The organism is Microbacterium kribbense (assembly GCF_039537285.1).
GTDB classification, from domain to species: Bacteria; Actinomycetota; Actinomycetes; order Actinomycetales; family Microbacteriaceae; genus Microbacterium; species Microbacterium kribbense.
Genome location: NZ_BAABAF010000001.1, coordinates 353976 through 372329, shown reverse-complemented (window position 1 = coordinate 372329; position 18354 = coordinate 353976). Strand labels below are relative to the sequence as shown.

The 18354-nt window shown below is 72.5% G+C and carries 17 protein-coding genes; 10 read left to right on the top strand and 7 right to left on the bottom strand.

The window, feature by feature from the left end; translation table 11 throughout:
- The first annotated feature begins 95 nt into the window (after positions 1-95).
- Both xylA and ABD705_RS01710 read left to right on the top strand, forming a co-directional pair.
- Complete coding sequence (xylA, locus tag ABD705_RS01715) at positions 96-1283, top strand: xylose isomerase (RefSeq protein ID WP_344779865.1); 1188 nt, start codon at positions 96-98, stop codon at positions 1281-1283.
- A 136-nt stretch (positions 1284-1419) separates the two neighbouring features.
- Positions 1420-2820: an FGGY family carbohydrate kinase gene (locus ABD705_RS01710; protein ID WP_344779863.1), complete on the top strand. Its 1401-nt coding sequence runs from the start codon at positions 1420-1422 to the stop codon at positions 2818-2820.
- A 274-nt stretch (positions 2821-3094) separates the two neighbouring features.
- On the opposite strand, the gene ABD705_RS01705 is transcribed toward ABD705_RS01710, so the two are convergent.
- Both ABD705_RS01705 and ABD705_RS01700 read right to left on the bottom strand, forming a co-directional pair.
- A complete protein-coding gene (locus ABD705_RS01705) occupies positions 3095-4549 on the bottom strand; it encodes a hypothetical protein (protein ID WP_344779860.1) in 1455 nt (484 codons plus the stop codon).
- 31 nt (positions 4550-4580) lie between these two features.
- A complete protein-coding gene (locus tag ABD705_RS01700) occupies positions 4581-4850 on the bottom strand; it encodes a hypothetical protein (RefSeq protein ID WP_344779858.1) in 270 nt (89 codons plus the stop codon).
- Between the two features lie 114 nt (positions 4851-4964).
- On the opposite strand from ABD705_RS01700, the gene ABD705_RS01695 reads away from it, so the two are divergent.
- Together ABD705_RS01695 and purB are read left to right on the top strand one after the other, a co-directional pair.
- Entirely contained in the window at positions 4965-5474 is a 510-nt protein-coding gene (locus ABD705_RS01695; RefSeq protein ID WP_344779856.1) for a low molecular weight protein-tyrosine-phosphatase, read from the top strand.
- Between the two features lie 36 nt (positions 5475-5510).
- The gene (purB, locus tag ABD705_RS01690; RefSeq protein WP_344780424.1) at positions 5511-6887 is read left to right on the top strand and encodes an adenylosuccinate lyase; all 1377 of its coding nucleotides are present in this window, start codon (positions 5511-5513) and stop codon (positions 6885-6887) included.
- A gap of 183 nt (positions 6888-7070) precedes the next feature.
- Here the strand turns inward: purB and ABD705_RS01685 are convergent, their stop codons facing one another.
- The 3 genes from ABD705_RS01685 to ABD705_RS01675 all read right to left on the bottom strand — a co-directional run bounded on the left by ABD705_RS01685 (position 7071) and on the right by ABD705_RS01675 (position 9599).
- Positions 7071-7631 (bottom strand): hypothetical protein, encoded by a 561-nt coding sequence (locus ABD705_RS01685; protein ID WP_344779854.1) that lies wholly within the window; start codon positions 7629-7631, stop codon positions 7071-7073.
- Positions 7628-8329 (bottom strand): acyl-CoA synthetase, encoded by a 702-nt coding sequence (locus ABD705_RS01680; protein ID WP_344779852.1) that lies wholly within the window; start codon positions 8327-8329, stop codon positions 7628-7630. The genes ABD705_RS01685 and ABD705_RS01680 overlap by 4 nt, the downstream gene beginning before the upstream one ends.
- 100 nt (positions 8330-8429) lie before the next feature.
- Positions 8430-9599, bottom strand: coding sequence for a trans-sulfuration enzyme family protein (locus ABD705_RS01675; protein ID WP_344779850.1), 1170 nt, complete (start codon positions 9597-9599; stop codon positions 8430-8432).
- A 92-nt stretch (positions 9600-9691) separates the two neighbouring features.
- Between ABD705_RS01675 and ABD705_RS01670 the strand changes: the two genes are divergently transcribed.
- Both ABD705_RS01670 and ABD705_RS01665 read left to right on the top strand, forming a co-directional pair.
- Positions 9692-10318, top strand: a complete 627-nt coding sequence (locus tag ABD705_RS01670; RefSeq protein ID WP_344779848.1) for an NAD-dependent epimerase/dehydratase family protein — start codon at positions 9692-9694, stop codon at positions 10316-10318.
- 2 nt (positions 10319-10320) lie between these two features.
- Positions 10321-11343 carry a zinc-dependent alcohol dehydrogenase family protein gene (locus tag ABD705_RS01665; protein WP_344779846.1) on the top strand — a complete coding sequence of 341 codons (1023 nt, stop codon included), beginning with the start codon at positions 10321-10323 and terminating at the stop codon, positions 11341-11343.
- On the opposite strand, the gene ABD705_RS01660 is transcribed toward ABD705_RS01665, so the two are convergent.
- Positions 11321-12286, bottom strand: a complete 966-nt coding sequence (locus ABD705_RS01660; protein ID WP_344779844.1) for an SLAC1 family transporter — start codon at positions 12284-12286, stop codon at positions 11321-11323. The two genes, ABD705_RS01665 and ABD705_RS01660, sit on opposite strands and share 23 nt — an antisense overlap.
- Before the next feature lie 61 nt (positions 12287-12347).
- On the bottom strand, positions 12348-13598 hold the full coding sequence (locus tag ABD705_RS01655; protein ID WP_344779842.1) for an alpha/beta fold hydrolase: 1251 nt from the start codon (positions 13596-13598) through the stop codon (positions 12348-12350).
- Between the two features lie 128 nt (positions 13599-13726).
- Here ABD705_RS01655 and ABD705_RS01650 point away from each other — a divergent pair, with 128 nt between their 5' ends.
- From ABD705_RS01650 to ABD705_RS01635, 4 genes are all read left to right on the top strand, one after another.
- Entirely contained in the window at positions 13727-15256 is a 1530-nt protein-coding gene (locus ABD705_RS01650; RefSeq protein WP_344779841.1) for a class I adenylate-forming enzyme family protein, read from the top strand.
- Positions 15253-16527 carry a beta-ketoacyl-[acyl-carrier-protein] synthase family protein gene (locus tag ABD705_RS01645; RefSeq protein WP_344779840.1) on the top strand — a complete coding sequence of 425 codons (1275 nt, stop codon included), beginning with the start codon at positions 15253-15255 and terminating at the stop codon, positions 16525-16527. The genes ABD705_RS01650 and ABD705_RS01645 overlap by 4 nt, the downstream gene beginning before the upstream one ends.
- Before the next feature lie 28 nt (positions 16528-16555).
- Positions 16556-17725 carry an acyl-CoA dehydrogenase family protein gene (locus ABD705_RS01640; protein WP_344779838.1) on the top strand — a complete coding sequence of 390 codons (1170 nt, stop codon included), beginning with the start codon at positions 16556-16558 and terminating at the stop codon, positions 17723-17725.
- Positions 17726-17902: 177 nt separating this feature from the next.
- The gene (locus ABD705_RS01635; RefSeq protein ID WP_344779836.1) at positions 17903-18316 is read left to right on the top strand and encodes a cupin domain-containing protein; all 414 of its coding nucleotides are present in this window, start codon (positions 17903-17905) and stop codon (positions 18314-18316) included.
- Positions 18317-18354 lie beyond the last annotated feature (38 nt).

Genomic DNA, 18354 nt, shown 5'->3' with positions numbered 1-18354 from the left:
GATTTGTTGGAGATCACCACTAAACCCTGGACACGGCATCCGTTTCGAGATACGTTGTCAATAGCAACATTTACGTTTCGCAGAGGAGCGACCCCATGACATCCCCCACCCCGGCCGACAAGTTCACATTCGGGCTGTGGACCATCGGCTACAACGGCACCGACCCCTTCGGCGGACCGACCCGCCCGCCGATGGACATCGTGCACGTGGTCACCAAGCTCGCCGAGCTCGGTGCGTACGGCTTGACCTTCCACGACGACGACCTGTTCGCGTTCGGCTCGACCGCCGCACAGCGGCAGAGCCAGATCGACCGGCTCAAGGGCGCCCTGGGCGACACCGGACTGAAGGTGCCGATGGTCACGACCAACCTGTTCAGCGCGCCGGTGTTCAAGGACGGCGGCTTCACGTCGAACGACCGCGACGTGCGCCGCTACGCGCTGCGCAAGGTGCTGCGCCAGATCGATCTGGGCGCCGAGTTGGGCGCCCACACCCTGGTGATGTGGGGCGGGCGCGAGGGCGCCGAGTACGACGCCGCCAAGGACATCCGCGCCGCGCTGTCCCGCTACCGCGAAGGCGTGAACATGCTGTCGCAGTACGTGATCGACAAGGGCTACGACATCCGGTTCGCGATCGAGCCGAAGCCGAACGAGCCGCGCGGCGACATCCTGCTGCCGACGCTCGGGCACGCCCTCGCGTTCATCGAGACCCTCGAGCACCCCGAGATGGTGGGCCTGAACCCCGAGGTCGGCCACGAGCAGATGGCCGGCCTGAACTTCGCCGCCGGCATCGCCCAGGCGCTGTATCACGGCAAGCTGTTCCACATCGACCTGAACGGCCAGCGCGGCATCAAGTACGACCAGGACCTGGTGTTCGGCCACGGCGACCTGCACAATGCGTTCGCCCTCGTCGATCTGCTCGAGAACGGCGGCCCGGACGGCACGCCGGCCTACGACGGACCCCGGCACTTCGACTACAAGCCCTCGCGCACCGAGGACGAGAGCGGCGTCTGGGACTCCGCTGCGGCGAACATGCGCACCTACCTGCTGCTCAAGGAGCGCGCGGCCGCCTTCCGTGCCGACCCCGAGGTGCAGGAGGCTCTGAAGAACGCGCGCGTCGCCGAGCTGTCGCAGCCCACCCTCGCCGACGGCGAGGGCTACGCCGAGCTGCTGGCCGACCGGTCGGCGTTCGAGGACTTCGACCCGGAGCCCTACTTCGGCGGCCGCGGCTTCGGCTTCGTGCGGCTGCAGCAGCTCGCCCTCGAGCACCTGCTGGGCGCACGCTGACACCCGGGCCGCGCGGCCTGCACGGCCGGCCCGGCCCGCCCGGCCGAACCCACCCGCTGTCCGCCGCTTCGGCGCGGACGACGGGTGGGTTCGCCGCAGGACGGGCGCAACTATCCAATGATTCGCGAGGAGTGACATGGCGCTGGTGATGGGAGTCGACTCGTCGACGCAGTCCTGCAAGGTCGTCGTGATGGATGCCGGCACCGGCGCCATCGTGCGGGAAGGACGCGCATCGCACCCGGCGGGCACCGAGGTCGATCCGCAGGCGTGGTGGCAGGCGCTGCAGGACGCGATCGCCGACGCCGGCGGGATGGCCGATGTCGAGGCGTGGGCGATCGGCGGGCAGCAGCACGGCATGGTGGCGATGGATGCCGCTGGGGAAGTCATCCGGCCCGCCCTGCTGTGGAACGACACCCGCTCGGGCGGGGCGGCGGCCGACCTGATCGCCGAGTTCGGCGCCGCACAGCTGGCCGAGCGCACCGGCCTGGTGCCGGTGGCGTCGTTCACGATCACCAAGCTGCGCTGGCTGCGCGACGCCGAGCCCGACAACGCCGCGCGGGTGGCGGCGGTCGCGCTGCCGCACGACTGGCTGACCTGGCGGCTGCGGGGGTTCGGTCCCGACAACGTCGACTTCGACGAGCTGATCACGGACCGGTCGGATGCCTCGGGCACGGGGTACTGGGGGGCCGGGCCGTCTGGAGCCGGCGCTGCGGGCGCTGCCGCCTCGGGCGACGGCACGGGCACCGGGGGTGTGGCTGCTGCCGCGGGCGGTGCGGCATCCGGCACCGACGCCGACGCCGACGCCGCAGGCTACGACCGCGCGCTGCTGATCGCCGCGCTCGGGCACGACGCCGCGCTGCCGCGCGTGCTCGGGCCGGCCGAATACGTGACGGATGCCGCCGGTCGGCGCGTCGGGCCGGGCGCCGGCGACAACGCGGCGGCAGCACTGGGCCTGCGCGCCGGCGCCGGTGACGCCGTCGTCTCGATCGGCACCAGCGGCACCGTCTTCGCCGTCAGCGCGGAACGGGTCACCGACACCAGCGGCACCGTCGCCGGCTTCGCCGCCGCGGACGGCAACTGGCTGCCCCTCGTGGCGACGATCAACGCGGCCCGTGTGCTCGAGACGTTCGGCCGCGTGCTCGACGTCGACCATGCCGCATTCAGCGCCCTGGCCCTGGCCGCGCCCGCGGGTGCCGGCGGGCTGCGGCTGGAGCCGTACCTGGAGGGCGAGCGCACCCCCAACCTGCCCGACGCCACCGGAACCCTCACCGGCATGACGCCGGCCTCGATGACCCGGCAGAACCTCGCGCGGGTCGCCGTCGAGGGGATGCTGGGCGGCCTGCAGTTCGGGCTGCACACGCTGCAGTCGCTGGGCGTGCCGGTGCAGCGGGTGCTGCTGATCGGCGGCGGCGCGCAGTCCGAAGCCGTGCGGCAGATCGCTCCGGACGTCTTCGGCCTGCCGGTCGAGGTTCCCGAGCCGGCCGAGTATGTCGCCCTCGGTGTCGCCCGTCAGGCCGCGGCGGTGCTCGCCGCCTGAGCCGCCGAGCTCGCCTCGCCGAGCCCACCGTTGAATGCCGTGCCCACGTTGGTGAGCCCACGTTGGTGAGCCCACCCTTGAATGCCCCACCCGCACGCTACCGCGCGTGGGGTCGGTGATGGCGGGTGGGTTCGGCAAGGAACTCCACTGTGGGTCGGCCGGCTCGGATGCCGGTGGGGTCGGGGATCGAGGGGTCGGGCTCGCGGGTCGGGTGCCGGTGTGGTCCGGGCGTCATGACGCTCACCGACACGGCGGTACGGAGCTACGGGCATGGCTATCGCGCCGATGGCCGTCTCGGGAGCGCCCGATAGGGGCTGGCATCCGGATGCGATACCTCCGACCTCGGTGATGGAGCAGGTCCCGGGCTGGGCGACGGCGCAAGCCCGGTCGGCGTAGCGGACGACGGCCCCGGCCCCAGCACCGGGGCAGATCCTGGACTCGGCACCGAGGCAGATCCTGGACTCGGCACCGGGGCCGGTCTCGGCGCCGCGGCGGGTCCCGGGCTGGGCGCCGGAGTCGGCGGCCTCGGGCCCGAGGGGGCGACCCGCGTGCCGTCGTACTGCACCGCAGTGACCGCGGTGGCGGCGGCCAGCTCGCCGAGCACGTCGTGCAGTCTTCCGGCGCGTGGGTCGGCCGAGGCATCCACCTGGCGCGCCGTCTCGACGTAGTCGCTGATCCAGTGGGCTTCGAGGGCGATGTCGCGCAGCCACGGCACCGGATCGGCGGTGCGCTGCACGACCATGCTGCCGGGCGCGCCGACCGGGCCGGCCGACCCGCCGCCGGTCAGGCTCTGCACCAGGTCGTCGGTGTGCCGCAGCTGCACGCTGAGGGTGCCCTCCCCTACGGCCGCCTCGGTCGGCGACCCGGCCGTGACGAGCAGCCTGGTGTCGTAGCCGCCGTCGATCGCGATCCGGCCGGCGATCATGCCGCCTTGGGAGTGGCCGAACAGATACAGCTGGGCGCCGGACGGCACGCCAGCGGCGGCGAGCGCGCGGCGCACCACCTCGTCGGCGGCGGCATGCTCGCCCAGGTACAGCTCGAGGTCGGACTGCATGTCAGCCGGGTCGGGGCCGTCGCCCCGCCAGTGCGTGAAGGCGCGGGTGCCGGCGATGTAGACCGCGTAGCGGTGCGCGCCATCCGGCATCGTGTAAGTCTCGATGCGCACCCGGGCATCATCGTCGGGGACACGGCCCAACCCGTCGGCGAGATCGGACGGCGGTACGGTGCACATCGGTTGGCCCACGCGCAGGTGCACCGGCGGCCGCGGCCCGGTCAGCACCTCGCCCGGCTCGATCACGCCCGTGCCGAGCCGGTGCACACCGACCTGCATCGCGTTCGCGCCCAGGCCCATCGCCACGACCCACGGTGCGGGCAGCAGCCCGGTGTTGGCGAACCCGGCGACCCCTTGGGCGACCCGCCAGCCCTGCACCGCGCGCCACTCGACGTCCTCGTACTCACCCGCGAGCGCGTCCAGGTCGGCCTGGATCGCCCGCGCGTCATCCGCGCACCGCGACACCGCGTGCGCCGTCTGGGTCAGCTCCCACCCCAGCGTGCTCACGTACCCGACCACCGACCCGGACTGCCGCAGACGCTGCGCCTGCGCGAACAGGTCGGCCACGGCATCCCGAATCGCGTTGTGCTGCACGCCGTACCGATCGGCGGCCGCGCGCAGGCTGGCGGTGTCGACGGCCACGACGCCGCCGGCGCGGATGTCGAGATCGTCACTCATCCCCGGCGCTCCCACCCACCCATCGCCCGCCTCATCCGGTGCCCGCCTGGGCGAGCAGGCTCGCCCGCAGCGTGCGCAGCCGCTGCTGGTCGCGCCCGACCTGTGCCGCCGCCTGCCGCAGCCGGGCCTGCCAGTCGGCGACCATGCGGTGGTAGGCGGCGACGGCGGCGGACTGCCACGCCGTGTCGGCGACGATTCGGTCGGCGGCCGCCTGCACGCCCTGAAGTGCGGCCTCGGCATCGGCCAGACGCCGGATGGCGGCATCCAGCACGTCGAGAACCTGGAGCGCATCAGGCGTCATCCCTCCACGGTGCCAGGCCGCGCGACGCCGGATCGGCCGGGTCTCCCGATCCGTGGACAACGAACCCGGCCACCCGCACTGTGCAGAAGTCGCCGTTACCAGCAAAATAGAGCCATGAGCCCTCCCGCCGACGCGCCGTTCCGCGTCGTGTTCGTCTGCACCGGCAACATCTGCCGTTCGCCGATGGCCGAGGTCGTCTTCCGCTGGTTCGCCGAGTCGGTCGGGATGGGCGGCCGGGTGGTCTCCACCAGCGCAGGCACCGGCGACTGGCACGTCGGCGAGCGCGCCGACCGGCGCACGATCGCGGCCCTTCAGCGCCACGACTACGACGGCGGCGCGCACCGCGCCCGCCAGTTCAGCTACCGCGACTTCGACGAGAATGACCTGGTGATCGCGCTGGACACCGGGCATGAGCGGGTGCTGCACGAATGGGCGCGCAACGAGGACGACGAGGGCAAGGTCGCGCTGCTGCTCTCGTTCGACGCCAACGCGAACGGCGCGCGGGATGTCCCGGACCCCTACTACGCTGACCCGGAGATGTTCGATGAAGTGCTCGGTATGATCGAGAGCGCGTGCCGGGCGCTCTTCCGGCAGCTCGAACCCGCGATCCGCGCCGCCGGCTGACCGGCCGCGCGCGGGTCTGTCATGAACGGGAGCCCCGTGACCGCCCTGCCGCCCCAGCCCCTCAGCCCCCTCGACGGGCGCTACCGTGATGCCGTCGCGCCGTTGGGCGAGTTCCTCTCCGAGGCCGGCCTGAACCGTGCCCGCGTCGAGGTCGAGGTGGAGTGGCTGATCGCCCTCACCGACCGTTCGCTGTTCGGCTCATCGCCGCTGCCGGATGCCGACAGGCAGCGTCTGCGCGCACTGTATGCCTACTTCGGCCCGGCCGAGATCGCCTGGCTCGCCGCGAAGGAGGCGGTCACCCGCCACGACGTCAAGGCCGTCGAGTACCTGGTGCGCGACCGGCTGGCCGCGCTCGGCCTGGACCGCATCGCCGAGCTCACCCATTTCGCCTGCACCAGCGAAGACATCAACTCGGCCGCTTACGCCCTGACCGTCCAGCGCGCCGTGCGCGGCGTGTGGCTGCCGAAGCTGCGCGAGGTGATCGCGGTGCTCGAGGGCCTCGCGAACGAGCACGCCGACGCGGCGATGCTCGCACGCACGCATGGGCAGCCGGCGACGCCGACCACGATGGGCAAGGAGCTCGCCGTGTTCGCGTGGCGCCTGTCGCGGGTGGCCCACCAGATCGAGGCATCCGAGTTCCTGGCGAAGTTCTCGGGCGCGACCGGCACGTTCTCGGCGCACATCGCCGCCGACCCCGACGTGGACTGGCCGCAGCTGTCGCGCGAGTTCATCGCGGGCCTGGGCATCGGCCTCAACCCGCTGACCACCCAGATCGAGTCGCACGACTGGCAGGTCGAGCTCTACGATCGCGCGCGGCATGCCGGCGGCATCCTGCACAATCTGGCGACGGATGCCTGGACCTACATCTCGCTCGGCTACTTCGCGCAGATCCCCGTGGCCGGGGCCACCGGCTCGTCGACGATGCCGCACAAGATCAACCCGATCCGGTTCGAGAACGCCGAGGCCAACCTCGAGATCGCCGGTGGCCTGTTCGCGACCCTCGCGTCGACGCTGGTCACCTCGCGGATGCAGCGCGACCTGACCGATTCGACCACGCAGCGCAACATCGGCGTCGCGTTCGGTCACTCGCTGCTCGCGCTGGACAATCTGCTGCGCGGGCTGGACTCGATCTCGCTGTCCCGCGACGTGCTGCTGGCCGACCTCGACGCGAACTGGGAGGTGCTGGCCGAGGCGATCCAGACCGTCGTGCGCGCCGAGATCGCCGCCGGGCGCTCGTCGATCAGCGACCCCTACGCGCTGCTGAAGGACCTCACCCGCGGGCACCGCGTGGGCCGCGCCGACCTGGCCGCGTTCGTGCAGGGCCTGGACATCTCGGATGCCGCCAAGGCGCGCCTGCTCGCCCTGACCCCGGCGACCTATGTCGGGGTGGCCGAACGGCTCGCCCGGCGCTGAGCGCTCGGGGCCCGGGCGGTTCAACCGGCGCCGACGGCTCGCCGGCAGGGCCGGCGGCGCGGTCGGCGCGGCTCGCGCTATAGAAATCCGCATCCGCGCCCGTTGTTTTCGTGCGCGGATGTCAGAAAGGGCAGCGCGAGCCGGTCCAGGGCGGTCTGGCTATGCCTCGTCGGGACGGGCTGCCTACGCCTTGTCGGGCGCCGTTCCGTCTGTCGCGGCGCCGGAGGCGGAGTCCGCCGCGCCGGGCGCTGTCACTGCGCCCGGCGCAGTCTCGCCGGTGGCAGGCGCCTCGGCCGCGCCGGCACCGGGGTCGGTCGAAGCCGCGCCGACACCCGCGGCGCCGTCAGCACCGGCGGCACGAGCCGCGGCGGCACCGGTCGCAGCACCGGCAGCGCCAGCCCCGGCAGCCCCCGCCTTCGCGGCGGCGTCCTTCGCGGCCATCTCGAGGGCGTAGCGCTGGTCGCGGCCGATGAGCACCGGGCCGTCGACGCGGTGCGTGATCTCGCCCGGCTGCACGGCCAGCAGCAGCAGCGCGATGACCACCGCGGTCACGATGAAGGTGACGCCGGCGACGATCGCGGCGACGGACAACGCGTGCAGGCCCTCGCCCGGGAACGTGCGCTGGAAGAAGCCCATCGACACCAGCGTGACGATCCCCGCGAACAGGGCGCCGATCAGTGCCAGGGTGAGCAGCTGCGCCGGCTTCATCAGGTCTTTGCGGGTCGTGGGGCGCTTGTCGCTCATGCGGCACCTCCGGAGTGCTCGTCGGATGCGGCCGAGTCGGCCGCCGGGTCGGGACTCGGCTCGGCGTCCTTGCGCGGCGAGAACGCGGCGATGGCCAGATAGACCGCGACGATCGCGGCGTAGGCGCCGAAGATGCCGACGCCGATCGTGATGCCGGTCAGGGTGAAGGTCTGGTGAGCTTCGGCGACCGTGTACCGCAGCACATACTGCACGGGGACGACGGCCAGCCCGATCGCCAGCAGCACGCCCAGGATGCCGATGGTCAGCGCATCGCGCGCGTCGGAGCGCTGCCGGACCGAGGCGGCATCCGCGCCCACGTGGGCATCGCGCAGGGCGCGCCGCGCGCGCAGGCCGAGGATCGCCTCGACGACGCCGGTGGACAGAGCCCAGACCAGCACCACCGCGAAGAAGGTGAACTCGCTGCGCAGCGGCTGGGCGCTGGCGACCATGCCGGCGAGGATGCTCAGCGCACCCAGCACGATCGCGCCGCCGCGAGCGCCGGCCGGGTATACCAGCGCGGCCGCGATGAAGAAGACTAGGGCGACCGCGATCGCGAACCCGCTGAACACGGACAGGCCCAGCGGCGCCGAGTGGTCCGGCGAGAACGTGATCATCGCCGCGGCGATCGCCGCGAGGACGGCACGCGCAAGCTGAAGGTGCCGCACCTCTAGGCGGTGCGCAGCGGGGGCAGACGACAAGGCAGAATCCTCGGCAGTAGGAGACTCGCAGACGGCGAGAAATGTGCCTCCAGTCTAAGTCGTGCCGCGGGACGTCGCTCGCCCCCTTGCACAGACGCGCTCAGCCCAGCGCCTGCGCCAAGTCGGCGACCAGATCGTCGACGTTCTCGATGCCGATCGACAGCCGTACGACCTCCGCCGACGGCCGGACCTCGGGCGGCACCGGACGGTGTGTGAGGGCGGCAGGATGCTGGATCAGCGAGTCCACTCCGCCCAGCGACACGGCGTGCTCGAACAGGCGCACCTTCGAGGTCAGCTCGCTGGCCGCGGCGTAGCCGCCGTGCAGGCCGATCGCCAGCATCGCCCCGGTGCCACGCATCTGCCGGCCGATGATGCCGCGCGGGTCGCCGTCCACGCCCGGGTAGTAGACCTGCCGCACGGCCGACTGGGTGCCCAGCCACTCGGCGATCCGGCGGGCATTCTCCTGCTGCGCCCGGATCCGCAGCGGCAGCGTGGCCAGCCCGCGGTGCAGCAGGTAGGCGCCCAGCGGGTGCAGGATCGCCCCGGTGATCGCCCGCACGCTGCGCAGCCGGGTCGCGGTGGCCTCGTCGCACGCGATCACGCCGGCGATGACATCCCCGTGCCCGCCGATGTACTTCGTGGCACTGTGCAGCGACATCGTCGCGCCCAGCGCGATCGGGTTCTGCAGCACCGGCGTCGCGAAGGTGTTGTCGACGACGACCGGCACGTCGCCTGCCTGTGCGACGACGGCGGCGATGTCGACCAGGTCGAGGGTGGGGTTCGCCGGCGTCTCGATGACCACCAGTGCGGTGTCGTCGCGGATGCTCGCACCGACCTCGTCCTGCTCGCAGTAGGTGGTCGCAGTGCCCAGCAGGTTCGACTCGAGCAGGTGGTCGGTGCCACCGTACAGCGGCCGCACCGCGACGATGTGCCGCGTGCCGGTGGTGCCGGTGTGCGCGAGGATCATCGCGGTCGTGGCGGCCATGCCCGACGCGAAGGCGACGGCCGTCTCGGCGCCCTCGAGCTCGGCGAGCGCCTTCTCGAACCGGGCGACGGTCGGGTTCCACAGCCGCGCATAGACCATGCCGCCGTCCGGCAGCGGCCGCCCGCCAGTGGCCATCGACTCGTACGAGTCGCCGCCGTGCTCGATGTCGGGCAGTGGATTGGTCGTGGACAGATCGATCGGCAGGGCATGCACGCCCAGGGCGGCAAGATCGTCGCGGCCGGTGTGCACGGCGATCGTGTCGATGTGCAGATCATCAGGTCTCATACCGACAACATTAGGACGGGTGGATGCCGCCGCCGCGCCGTGCGAGACCACGGTCCCTCCCGCCCGGGCGTGCGCCCGCATACGATCGGAGCATGCGCGTGTTCCTGGCCGGGGCGTCCGGCGTCATCGGCACCCACCTTCTTCCGCTGCTGAAATTCGCCGGCCACGACGTGGCCGGGATGACCCGCACCGAGGCCCACGCGGCCCGGCTCGAAGAGCTCGGCGCCGTGCCGGTGGTGTGCGACGTCTACGACCTGGCCGCCGTGACCGACGCCATGGTCTCTTTCGAGCCCGACCTGGTGCTGCACGAGCTGACCGATCTGCCCGACGATCCGGCGCAGCTGGACGAGTTCCGGCAGCGGCATGCGCGCATCCGGATCGAAGGCACCCGCAACCTGATCAGAGCGGCGCGCGCAGCCGGTGCGCGCAGATTCCTCGCGCAGAGCGTCGCCTGGCCGATGGCGCCGGGCCTCGGCCGCGACGCCGTGGATTCCCTGGAACGATCAGTGCTCGAGATCGGCGGCGTGGTGCTGCGGTACGGGCAGTTCTACGGCCCGGACACCTTCCACACCCAGGCACAGCCGACGCCGCCGCGGGTGCGCGTGGACCGGGCGGCGGAGGCCACCGTGGCCGCGCTGCGCGAGCCGACCGGCATCCTGGTGATCACCGACGACGGCACCACCCGGCTGGACGCCCCCGCCGGCGGGAAGGAGGACTGAGCATGTACGGAGCCGTGATCCACGCGCCGGGTGACGTGCGCTTCGAGCAGCGCCCCGATCCGCAGATCGAGCAGCCGACGGATGCCGTCATCCGCATGCTCGCGACCTGCGTGTGCGGGTCGGACCTGTGGTCGTATCGCGGGGCGAACCCGATCCGGCGCCCGACGCCGATGGGGCACGAGTATCTCGGCGTCGTCGAAGAGGTCGGCGCCGACGTGCGCGCCGTGCGCCCCGGCGATGTCGTGATCGGATCGTTCTTCGCCTCGGACGGCACCTGCGAGATCTGCCGCTCCGGCTATCCGTCGCGGTGCGTGCAGGCGATCGGCATGGGCTCGCTCGGCGCGCAGGCCGAGCGGCTGCGCGTGCCGCTGGCCGACGGCACGCTGGTGGCGACGCCGGGGACGCCCGACGCCGACCTGATCCCATCGCTGCTGGCGGCATCCGACGTGCTCGGCACCGGGTGGTTCGGCGCCGAGGCCGCCGCGGTCCGGCCGGGCAAGACCGTCGTCGTCGTCGGCGACGGGGCGGTCGGACTGCTGGGCGTGCTGGCGGCGCGCGTGCAGGGTGCCGAGCGCATCATCGCGATGAGCCGGCACGCCGACCGGCAGCGACTCGCGCGCACCTTCGGGGCGACCGACATCGTCGAGGAGCGCGGCGACGAGGGCGTCGCGCGCGTCAAGGACCTCACCGACGGGCTCGGCGCGCACTCGACGATCGAGGCGGTGGGCACGCAGGAGTCGATGCTGCAGGCGATCCGGTCCACCCGCGCGGGCGGACACGTCGGATTCGTCGGCGTCTCGCACGGCGTCGAGCTGTCCGGGCAGCTGCTGTTCTACAGCGAGGTGCATCTGTTCGGCGGCCCGGCGCCGGTGCGCCGATTCCTGCCCGACCTCATCGGCCGGATCTGGCGCCGCGAGATCGACCCCGGCCTGGTGTTCGACCTGACCCTGCCGCTGTCCGAGGTGGCCGAGGGCTATCGCGCGATGGACGAGCGCCGCGCCATCAAGGTGCTGCTGCAGCCGTAGCCGGCTCGACCAGGCGCCGCCCGCGGATGAGGCTGCGCACCGCGATGCCACCGATCCACACCGTCACTGCGGCCAGGATCAGCCACGACCAGACCGCCCAGCCGGCCGGCTGGGCCAGCCCCAGCCAGTGCATGCCGTAGCTGGCCGGCGCCGCCGCAGTGAACGTGAACGACCAGGTGCCGATGCCGAACGGCAGCCGCGCATAGCGCGGCACCAGCACCGCCTGGCTGGCCAGCAGCAGCAGCATCAGCCCCAGCAGCACCTGGTGCACGATGTCGAGGTGCTCGCCCGCGATGCCGAACCAGGCCAGCCCGGCGACGCTGGGCGGCACCGAGAAGATCGCCAGCGTGGGCAGCACCCCCGCCGGCAGGGCCGGCAGTGCGGACAGCCGCGCGATCACGACGGCCGACAGCACGATCCAGAAGAACACGCCCACGCCGAACGCGATCAGGGCCACCTCGTGCGCGCCCACCTCGGCGAGCCCGATCGCGCCGATCAGGCCGCCGGCAAGGGTGTAGAGGAAGTAGCCGGGGTGGAAGATGCGGGCGTCCACGGCGCCGGTCAGCACGGCCGCCAGCGACCACGCGCTGAGGATGCCGATGACCACGACGCCGACCGTGACCAGCACGACCGCCCCCGGCATCCACCACTGCGCGAGCGCGCCGCCGAGCAGGATCGCCACGACGGGAACCAGCGCGCCGAACGGGCCGCGCATCGGATCGCGCAGGTCCCGCATGACGGTGGACGCCACCGGTGCGGCCCGGCGCAGGTAGGCGACCAGCAGCACGACCCACGCACCGGCCGCGATCGCCCACAGCACCGCGCCGACCACCGGGGGCACGCCCAGGACCGGAGTCGCGACGGTCCAGGCGCCGGCCAGCCCGCTCAGGCCGAACGGGATGGCGAACACGGTCAGCGGCAGCCTGGCTCGCGGATCGGTCATGCCGGCCTTCGCTGCAGGTGCATGACTCGATTATCCCGCCCGGCGGTGCGCGCTCGTGCGGTCAGCGCACCCGGCGCCCGTGTGCGAGGTCGAACAGGTGCGGCAGCACGTCGCCTTCGCGCAGTCCGCTGTGCTCGTGCTCACTGGTGATCCACGGGGTCACCCCGGGCAGCAGCGCGGCCGTGTCCAGCGAGAACTCCAGCGGCACATAGAGGTCGTTGACATAGACGGCGGCGGCGCCGCGCACATCGGATGCCTGCAGCGCGGCCGCGTCGTAGAGCTTCGGCCACTCGAACCCGGCGAGCGCGAGCACGACGTCGCGCCAGGGCCGCAGGCCGGGCACGGTGTCGATCCACTCGCGCCGCACGTGCTCACCGGTCAGCAACGTGACGTCGGCGGCGAAGTCATCCGGCAGCATCCGGTCGGCCGACCAGTTGGTGGCGACACCGTCGGCGTAGCTGGACTCGTGGAACGCGTAGTACAGCGGATTGCGCGCCGAGAACGGCAGTGCCTCGGCGAGGTCGTGGCGGAACGCGTTGGTGGCGGGCTCCTGTTCGAGCAAGGCGTACAAGTGCTGCCAGCCGTCGCCAGAGCCCAGCAGCATGCCGAGCGAGCGCAGCCGCGACACCGAGAGCACTTCGCCGCCGGGCAGCACGATGGCCCCGTCCGCGGCGAGGTCGGCCAGCCGGGCCACCGCGTCGCGGTGGTGCGGGAAGCGCCGGTAGTACCGCTCCGAGCCGCTGCGCAGCTTGTCGTAGGTGAGCGCATAGACCTCGTCGGGGTGGCGCCCGACGGCCGAGAGCCCGCCGGTGAAGTAGGCCTCGCGGAGGGACGCGGCATCCGTGGACAGGTACGCCAGCGTCGTGAATCCCCCGAACGACTGGCCCAGCGTGCTCCAGGTCTGCGCCCCCAGGTGCTCGCGCAGGGCCTCGCAGTCGCGCACGATCGAATCGGCGCGCAGGTGCGTGATGTATTCGGCGAGGTCGGCGGCCCCGTGCGCCGCGAGATCCTCGTCCCCGACCGGGGTGGACCGCCCGGTGCCGCGCTGGTCGAGCATCACGACGCGGTAGTGCTCGAGGGCGGCATCCAGCCACGAGGGCGCACTGGGCGAATGGAACGGCCGAGGCGCCTCGTGCCCGGGCCCACCCTGCAGGAACAGCAGATACGGCAGGTCCTCCCCGCCGGAGCGGGCGACCACGGCGGCATAGACCTCGATCGTGCGGGTGTCGGAGGCCGCACCCCAGACCAGCGGCACGGTGATGGTGTGATCTTCGACGGTCAGATCCTGCACGCGACGAGTGGTGACGGTCATGGGGCGATTCTAGGCGGGCCGTTCCCGCCCCGACGGACGGCACCGCGCCGGGCCACGGCGGCGCAACATGGACGCCGTCCAGGAATGCCGAACTAGACTTGTCGAGTCGATGCGCAGGGGGGTGGCGGGTGCCGATCACGGGGATGATCCTGGATGTCGCGGCGCAGCATCCCGATCGACCCGCGATCGTCTCCGCCGACACCCGGCTGAGCTATCGGCAGCTGGTCGAGGACTCCCGCCGCGTGTTCGCCGCCGCCGACAGCCTGCACCGGGCCCAGCCTGCGCCGCCGGCACCGGCCGCCGAGACCGGCGGCATCCCGATCACGGCGATCAGCGTCACCTCGGCCTTCGACACCGCGCGGATCCTGGCGGGACTGGCCGGCTATCGCGCCGTGTCGGCGACGATCGACCCGCGCTGGCCGCTCGAGCACCGGGCCCGCATCGTGCAGGCCTGCGGCATCGGCGTGGTGATCAGCGACTCCCCCGACCTGGCCGCCGCGCTCGCGCAGCGCGGCTGGACCGGCACGCTCGTCTCGCCCGACGAGTTCCGCCACCGTGAAGCAGCGGCCGAACCGGCCGCGATGCCCACGGTCCGCCCCGGCTCCGAGCCGTTCCTGCTGCTGTTCTCGTCGGGCACCACGAGCGACCCGAAGGCGTTCTTGAAGACCCGGCAGCAGTATCGGACCAACTTCGCGGTCTCGAGCGCGCACCTCGAGCCGCTGCCCGGCGTCGCGACCCTCGCACCCGGCCCGGTCTCGTACAGCCTCACCCTCTATGCCCTGATCGAGTGCCTGGCCTCGGGGGGCAGTGCGCACCTGGCCGACGCGTTCGATCCGATCCGGATGGGCCGGCGCATCCACGACGAGCGGATCACCCGCGTCGTCGCCGTGCCGGCGGTCGTGGCCGCGCTGACCGATGCCGCGCGCCGCGACCCGAGCCGGTTCGCGGGCCTAGACCTGGTCGTCACCGGCGGCGCGAACCTGCCCGCCGTGCTGCGCACCGGCCTTGCCGAAGCGCTGCCCGACGTGCGGCTGATCAGCTACTACGGCGCCGCCGAGATCGGGTTCATCGGCGACAGCCGCGGCGGCGACGGCACCCGCATCGCGGTGTACGACGGCATCGGCGCGAGCATCCGGGACGATGACGGCGCGCCGCTGCCGAGCGGCGAGCTCGGCACGCTGTGGATCCGCGCGGACGCATGCTCCGACGGGTATGTCTCCGCGACGACGGATGCCGTGCTGCGCGGTCCGGACGGCTGGGCGACCGTGCACGACCAAGGCCGGATCGCAGACGGCGCGCTCGTGCTGGCGGGACGGGCCGGTGACATCGCGATCACCGGCGGACACAAGGTGTCGCTGGCCGACGTCGAGCGCGCGTTCGGCGGCATGCCCGGGCTCGGCGCCGTCTGCGCCGTCGCGCTGCCGCACGACCGGCTCGGCAGCGTGGTCGCCCTCGTGATCGAGGACGGCGCCGTCGAGGACGGGCACCCGGCGCCGACCAAGGCCGACCTGCGCGAGTGGGCCGCGGCCCGCCTGGCACCGCAGTTCGTGCCGCGCCGCTGGTATCGCGTCGCGGCGCTGCCGCGCACGGTCGGCGGCAAGATCCGTCGCCCGGCCACCGCCGACCTCGTCGCGCACCGACAGGCGGTGCGGCTGTGAGTGGGCAGCACCGCGTCGTCATCACCGGGATGGGCGCCATCACGCCGAGCGGGCTGGATGTCGCTTCGATGTGGGATGCCGTGGTGCACGGCCGCAGTGCCGTCACGACGCTCGACGATCCGGAGTTCGCCGGCCTCGCGGTGCGCATCGGCGGGCAGGTGCGCGGGTTCGACGCAGCCACCGTGCTGGCGCCGCAGCTGGCGCGGCGCCTGAGCCGCAGCCAGCACTGGGCCGTCGCCGCCGGTGACCAGGCGCTGGCGCAGGCGGTGGCGGGTTGGGCGCCCGGCACCGGCGACCTGCCGTGGGACCCGCACCGGTTCGAGATCATCGCGGCCTCCGGCTCAGGCCCGGTCGACGCGATGCAGCACGCGACGCGCGATCTCGACCAGCGCGGCGCGCGGGCGGTGCCCCTGACGCTGTCGATCTATGGCGCCACCGACGCGGCGGCGGCCGTGCTGAGCCAGCGCTACCAGGTGTTCGGGCCCTCGCAGGGCATGTCGGCGACCTGCGCCAGCGGAGCGGTCGGGCTCGGCGCGGCGCTGCGCAGCATCCGCCACGGCTACGCCGACGCCGTGCTGGTGGTCGGCGTCGAGGACTGCCTGAACCCGGTGAACCTGGCGTCGAACGCGAATATGCGCGCGCTGGCATATGGTCGCGAGGGCGACCCCGCCGCCGCATCGCGACCGTTCGATCGGGCTCGCAACGGATTCGTGATGTCGGCCGGTGCGGCGGCCATCCTGCTCGAGTCCGAAGACGCCGCCCGCGCGCGCGGCGGCGCGGCACTGGCCGAGTTGGCCGGCTTCGGCGCGTCCTCCGACGCGTACCATCCGACCGCACCGCACCCGCAGGGGCGGGGCGCCGCGCAGGCCGTGCGCGACTGCCTGGTCGACGCGCAGGCGTCGCCCGATGACGTCGATCACATCAACGCGCACGGCACCGGCACTCCGGCCGGCGACGCGGCCGAGCTGAACGGCCTGCACGCCGCGCTCGGCGACCGCGCCCACGGCATCCCGATCAGCGCGACGAAGTCGAGCATGGGGCACCTGCTGGGCGCCTCCGGCGTCGCCGAGGCGATCGTCGTCGTGCAGTCGCTGCGCGAGGGGCTGCTGCCGCCGACGATCAACCTCGACGACCCCGAGTTCACACAGTGGGACTTCGTGACCGCAGCGCCCCGCCGGCTGCCGGTGGCCACGGTGCTGTCGAACTCGTTCGGGTTCGGCGGGCACAACGCCGCCGTGCTGATCCGCGCCGCAGCGCAGCCGGACCGATGACACCGACCGGATCGATGAAGGAGCACTGATGACCGACCGCGAGATCCGCCATGCCGAACTGGCCGCACGGTATCTGCCCGACGAGCTGCTGGAGCGCTTCCGAGAGCGCGCGGCCGGCTACGACCGTGCGAACGGCTTCTTCGACGAAGACCTCGCCGAGCTGGTCGCGCAGGGGTACCTGACGCTCTTCGTGCCGACCGAGTTCGGCGGGCCGGGCCTGAGCCTGAACGAGGTGTCGCGGCTGCAGCAGCGGCTGGCCGGCGCGGCGCCGGCCACGGCGCTGGCGGTCAACATGCATCTGATGTGCACCGGCGTCGTCACGGCCATGGTCGACCGCGGCGACCGGTCGCTGACCTGGTTGTTCGGCGAGGTGATGGCCGGCGAGATCTTCGCGTTCGGCATCAGCGAGCCGGCCAACGACTGGGTGCTGCAGGGCTCGAACACGGTCGCCGAACCGCAGGCCGACGGCGGCTACCTGCTCACCGGTGTGAAGATCTTCACGTCGCTGTCGCCGGTGTGGACCCGGCTGATCGTGCACGGGCTTGACTCCAGCGGCACCGAGCCCGAGCTCGTCTACGGGTTCGTCGAGCGGGATGCCCCCGGCATCACGGTCTCGGACGACTGGGACGTGCTGGGGATGCGTGCCTCGCAGAGCCGCGCGACGATCCTGCGGCAGGTGCCGATGCGCGCGGAGCGGGTCGCCCGTACGATGCCGCCGGGACGGCATCCCGACCTGCTCACGTTCGCGATCACGAGCAACTTCCAGCTGTTGGTGGGAGCGGTCTACGCCGGCGTCGCCCGCCGTGCGCTCGAACTGGGCGCGGCGGGGCTCAAGCACCGCATGTCGGCCAAGAGCGGCACCACCTACGCCGAGATCCCCGAGTACCGCACCCGCATCGCCGACGCCTACCGGGACTATCTGGCCGTGCCGGCGCAGCTGGACGCGTACAGTCGCGACTTCGACGACCTCGTCGATCACGGTTCGCGCTGGCCGCAGCTGCTGGTCTCGGCCCGCATCAACGCATCCGCAGCCGCCCGCCGCGCGACTGAGACGGCGCTGCTGTGCGCCGGCGGCGGCGGCTTCGCCAACGGCAGCGAGCTGAGCCGGCTGTTCCGGGATGCCGCGGCCGGCCTGTTCCATCCGCCGAGTGCGGATGCAGCCCGGCCGATGTTCGCCGCCGCGCTGCTGGATGACTGAGTGGGGCCGGCGGGTCGACGATGCGTGCGCTCTCGACCCTGTCCAAGCGCTCTCGACCCTGTCGAAGCGCGCCGACCCTGTCGAAGCGCGCCGACCCTGTCGAAGCGCGCCGACCTTGTCGAAGCGCGCGCCGAACCGGGCGCGCGGGCGCTGATCGGCCGCGGTTAGAGTGGCGCTATGAGCGGATACGACGTCACACAACTGGGCGCACTGAACACCTGGCAGGACTTCGCCGGCGAGCGGTCGACGGGCAAGCACTTCGTCGACAAGGAGCTGTCGACGCAGTACCTCGGCATGTCGGCCAACGGCATCCAGCCTGGTGAGCAGGCCTTCGGGTGGCACACCCATTCCCAGCACGAAGAGGTCTATGTGTTCCTGACCGGTCGCGGCCAGATGGGCCTGGACGACGACGTCATCGACGTGCAGCCGGGCACCGTGGTGCGCGTCGGTCAGGACGTCTGGCGCATCTGGCGCGCGCTGCCGGACAGCCCCGAGCCGCTGCGCTGGCTGTGCATCCGCTCGGGCGGCGACACCCTGGCCGGCATCGGCCACGACGGCGGCCGCGACAGCGAGCGCCCGCTGCCCTGGTGACCGGCGACAGCGCCCGCGACAGGCACTGACCTGCGTCG

What these genes read in the sequence shown, in the direction of transcription:
- ABD705_RS01695 (WP_344779856.1), top strand. Translation starts at nt 4,965, where the DNA reads ATGAGCCCTCCCGCCGACGCGCCGTTCCGCGTCGTGTTCGTCTGCACC.
- ABD705_RS01705 (WP_344779860.1), bottom strand. Translation starts at nt 4,549, where the DNA reads ATGAGTGACGATCTCGACATCCGCGCCGGCGGCGTCGTGGCCGTCGAC.
- ABD705_RS01640 (WP_344779838.1), top strand. Translation starts at nt 16,556, where the DNA reads ATGACCGACCGCGAGATCCGCCATGCCGAACTGGCCGCACGGTATCTG.
- ABD705_RS01710 (WP_344779863.1), top strand. Translation starts at nt 1,420, where the DNA reads ATGGCGCTGGTGATGGGAGTCGACTCGTCGACGCAGTCCTGCAAGGTC.
- ABD705_RS01655 (WP_344779842.1), bottom strand. Translation starts at nt 13,598, where the DNA reads ATGACCGTCACCACTCGTCGCGTGCAGGATCTGACCGTCGAAGATCAC.
- xylA (WP_344779865.1), top strand. Translation starts at nt 96, where the DNA reads ATGACATCCCCCACCCCGGCCGACAAGTTCACATTCGGGCTGTGGACC.
- ABD705_RS01660 (WP_344779844.1), bottom strand. Translation starts at nt 12,286, where the DNA reads ATGACCGATCCGCGAGCCAGGCTGCCGCTGACCGTGTTCGCCATCCCG.
- ABD705_RS01670 (WP_344779848.1), top strand. Translation starts at nt 9,692, where the DNA reads ATGCGCGTGTTCCTGGCCGGGGCGTCCGGCGTCATCGGCACCCACCTT.
- ABD705_RS01675 (WP_344779850.1), bottom strand. Translation starts at nt 9,599, where the DNA reads ATGAGACCTGATGATCTGCACATCGACACGATCGCCGTGCACACCGGC.
- ABD705_RS01685 (WP_344779854.1), bottom strand. Translation starts at nt 7,631, where the DNA reads ATGAGCGACAAGCGCCCCACGACCCGCAAAGACCTGATGAAGCCGGCG.
- ABD705_RS01700 (WP_344779858.1), bottom strand. Translation starts at nt 4,850, where the DNA reads ATGACGCCTGATGCGCTCCAGGTTCTCGACGTGCTGGATGCCGCCATC.
- ABD705_RS01665 (WP_344779846.1), top strand. Translation starts at nt 10,321, where the DNA reads ATGTACGGAGCCGTGATCCACGCGCCGGGTGACGTGCGCTTCGAGCAG.
- ABD705_RS01635 (WP_344779836.1), top strand. Translation starts at nt 17,903, where the DNA reads ATGAGCGGATACGACGTCACACAACTGGGCGCACTGAACACCTGGCAG.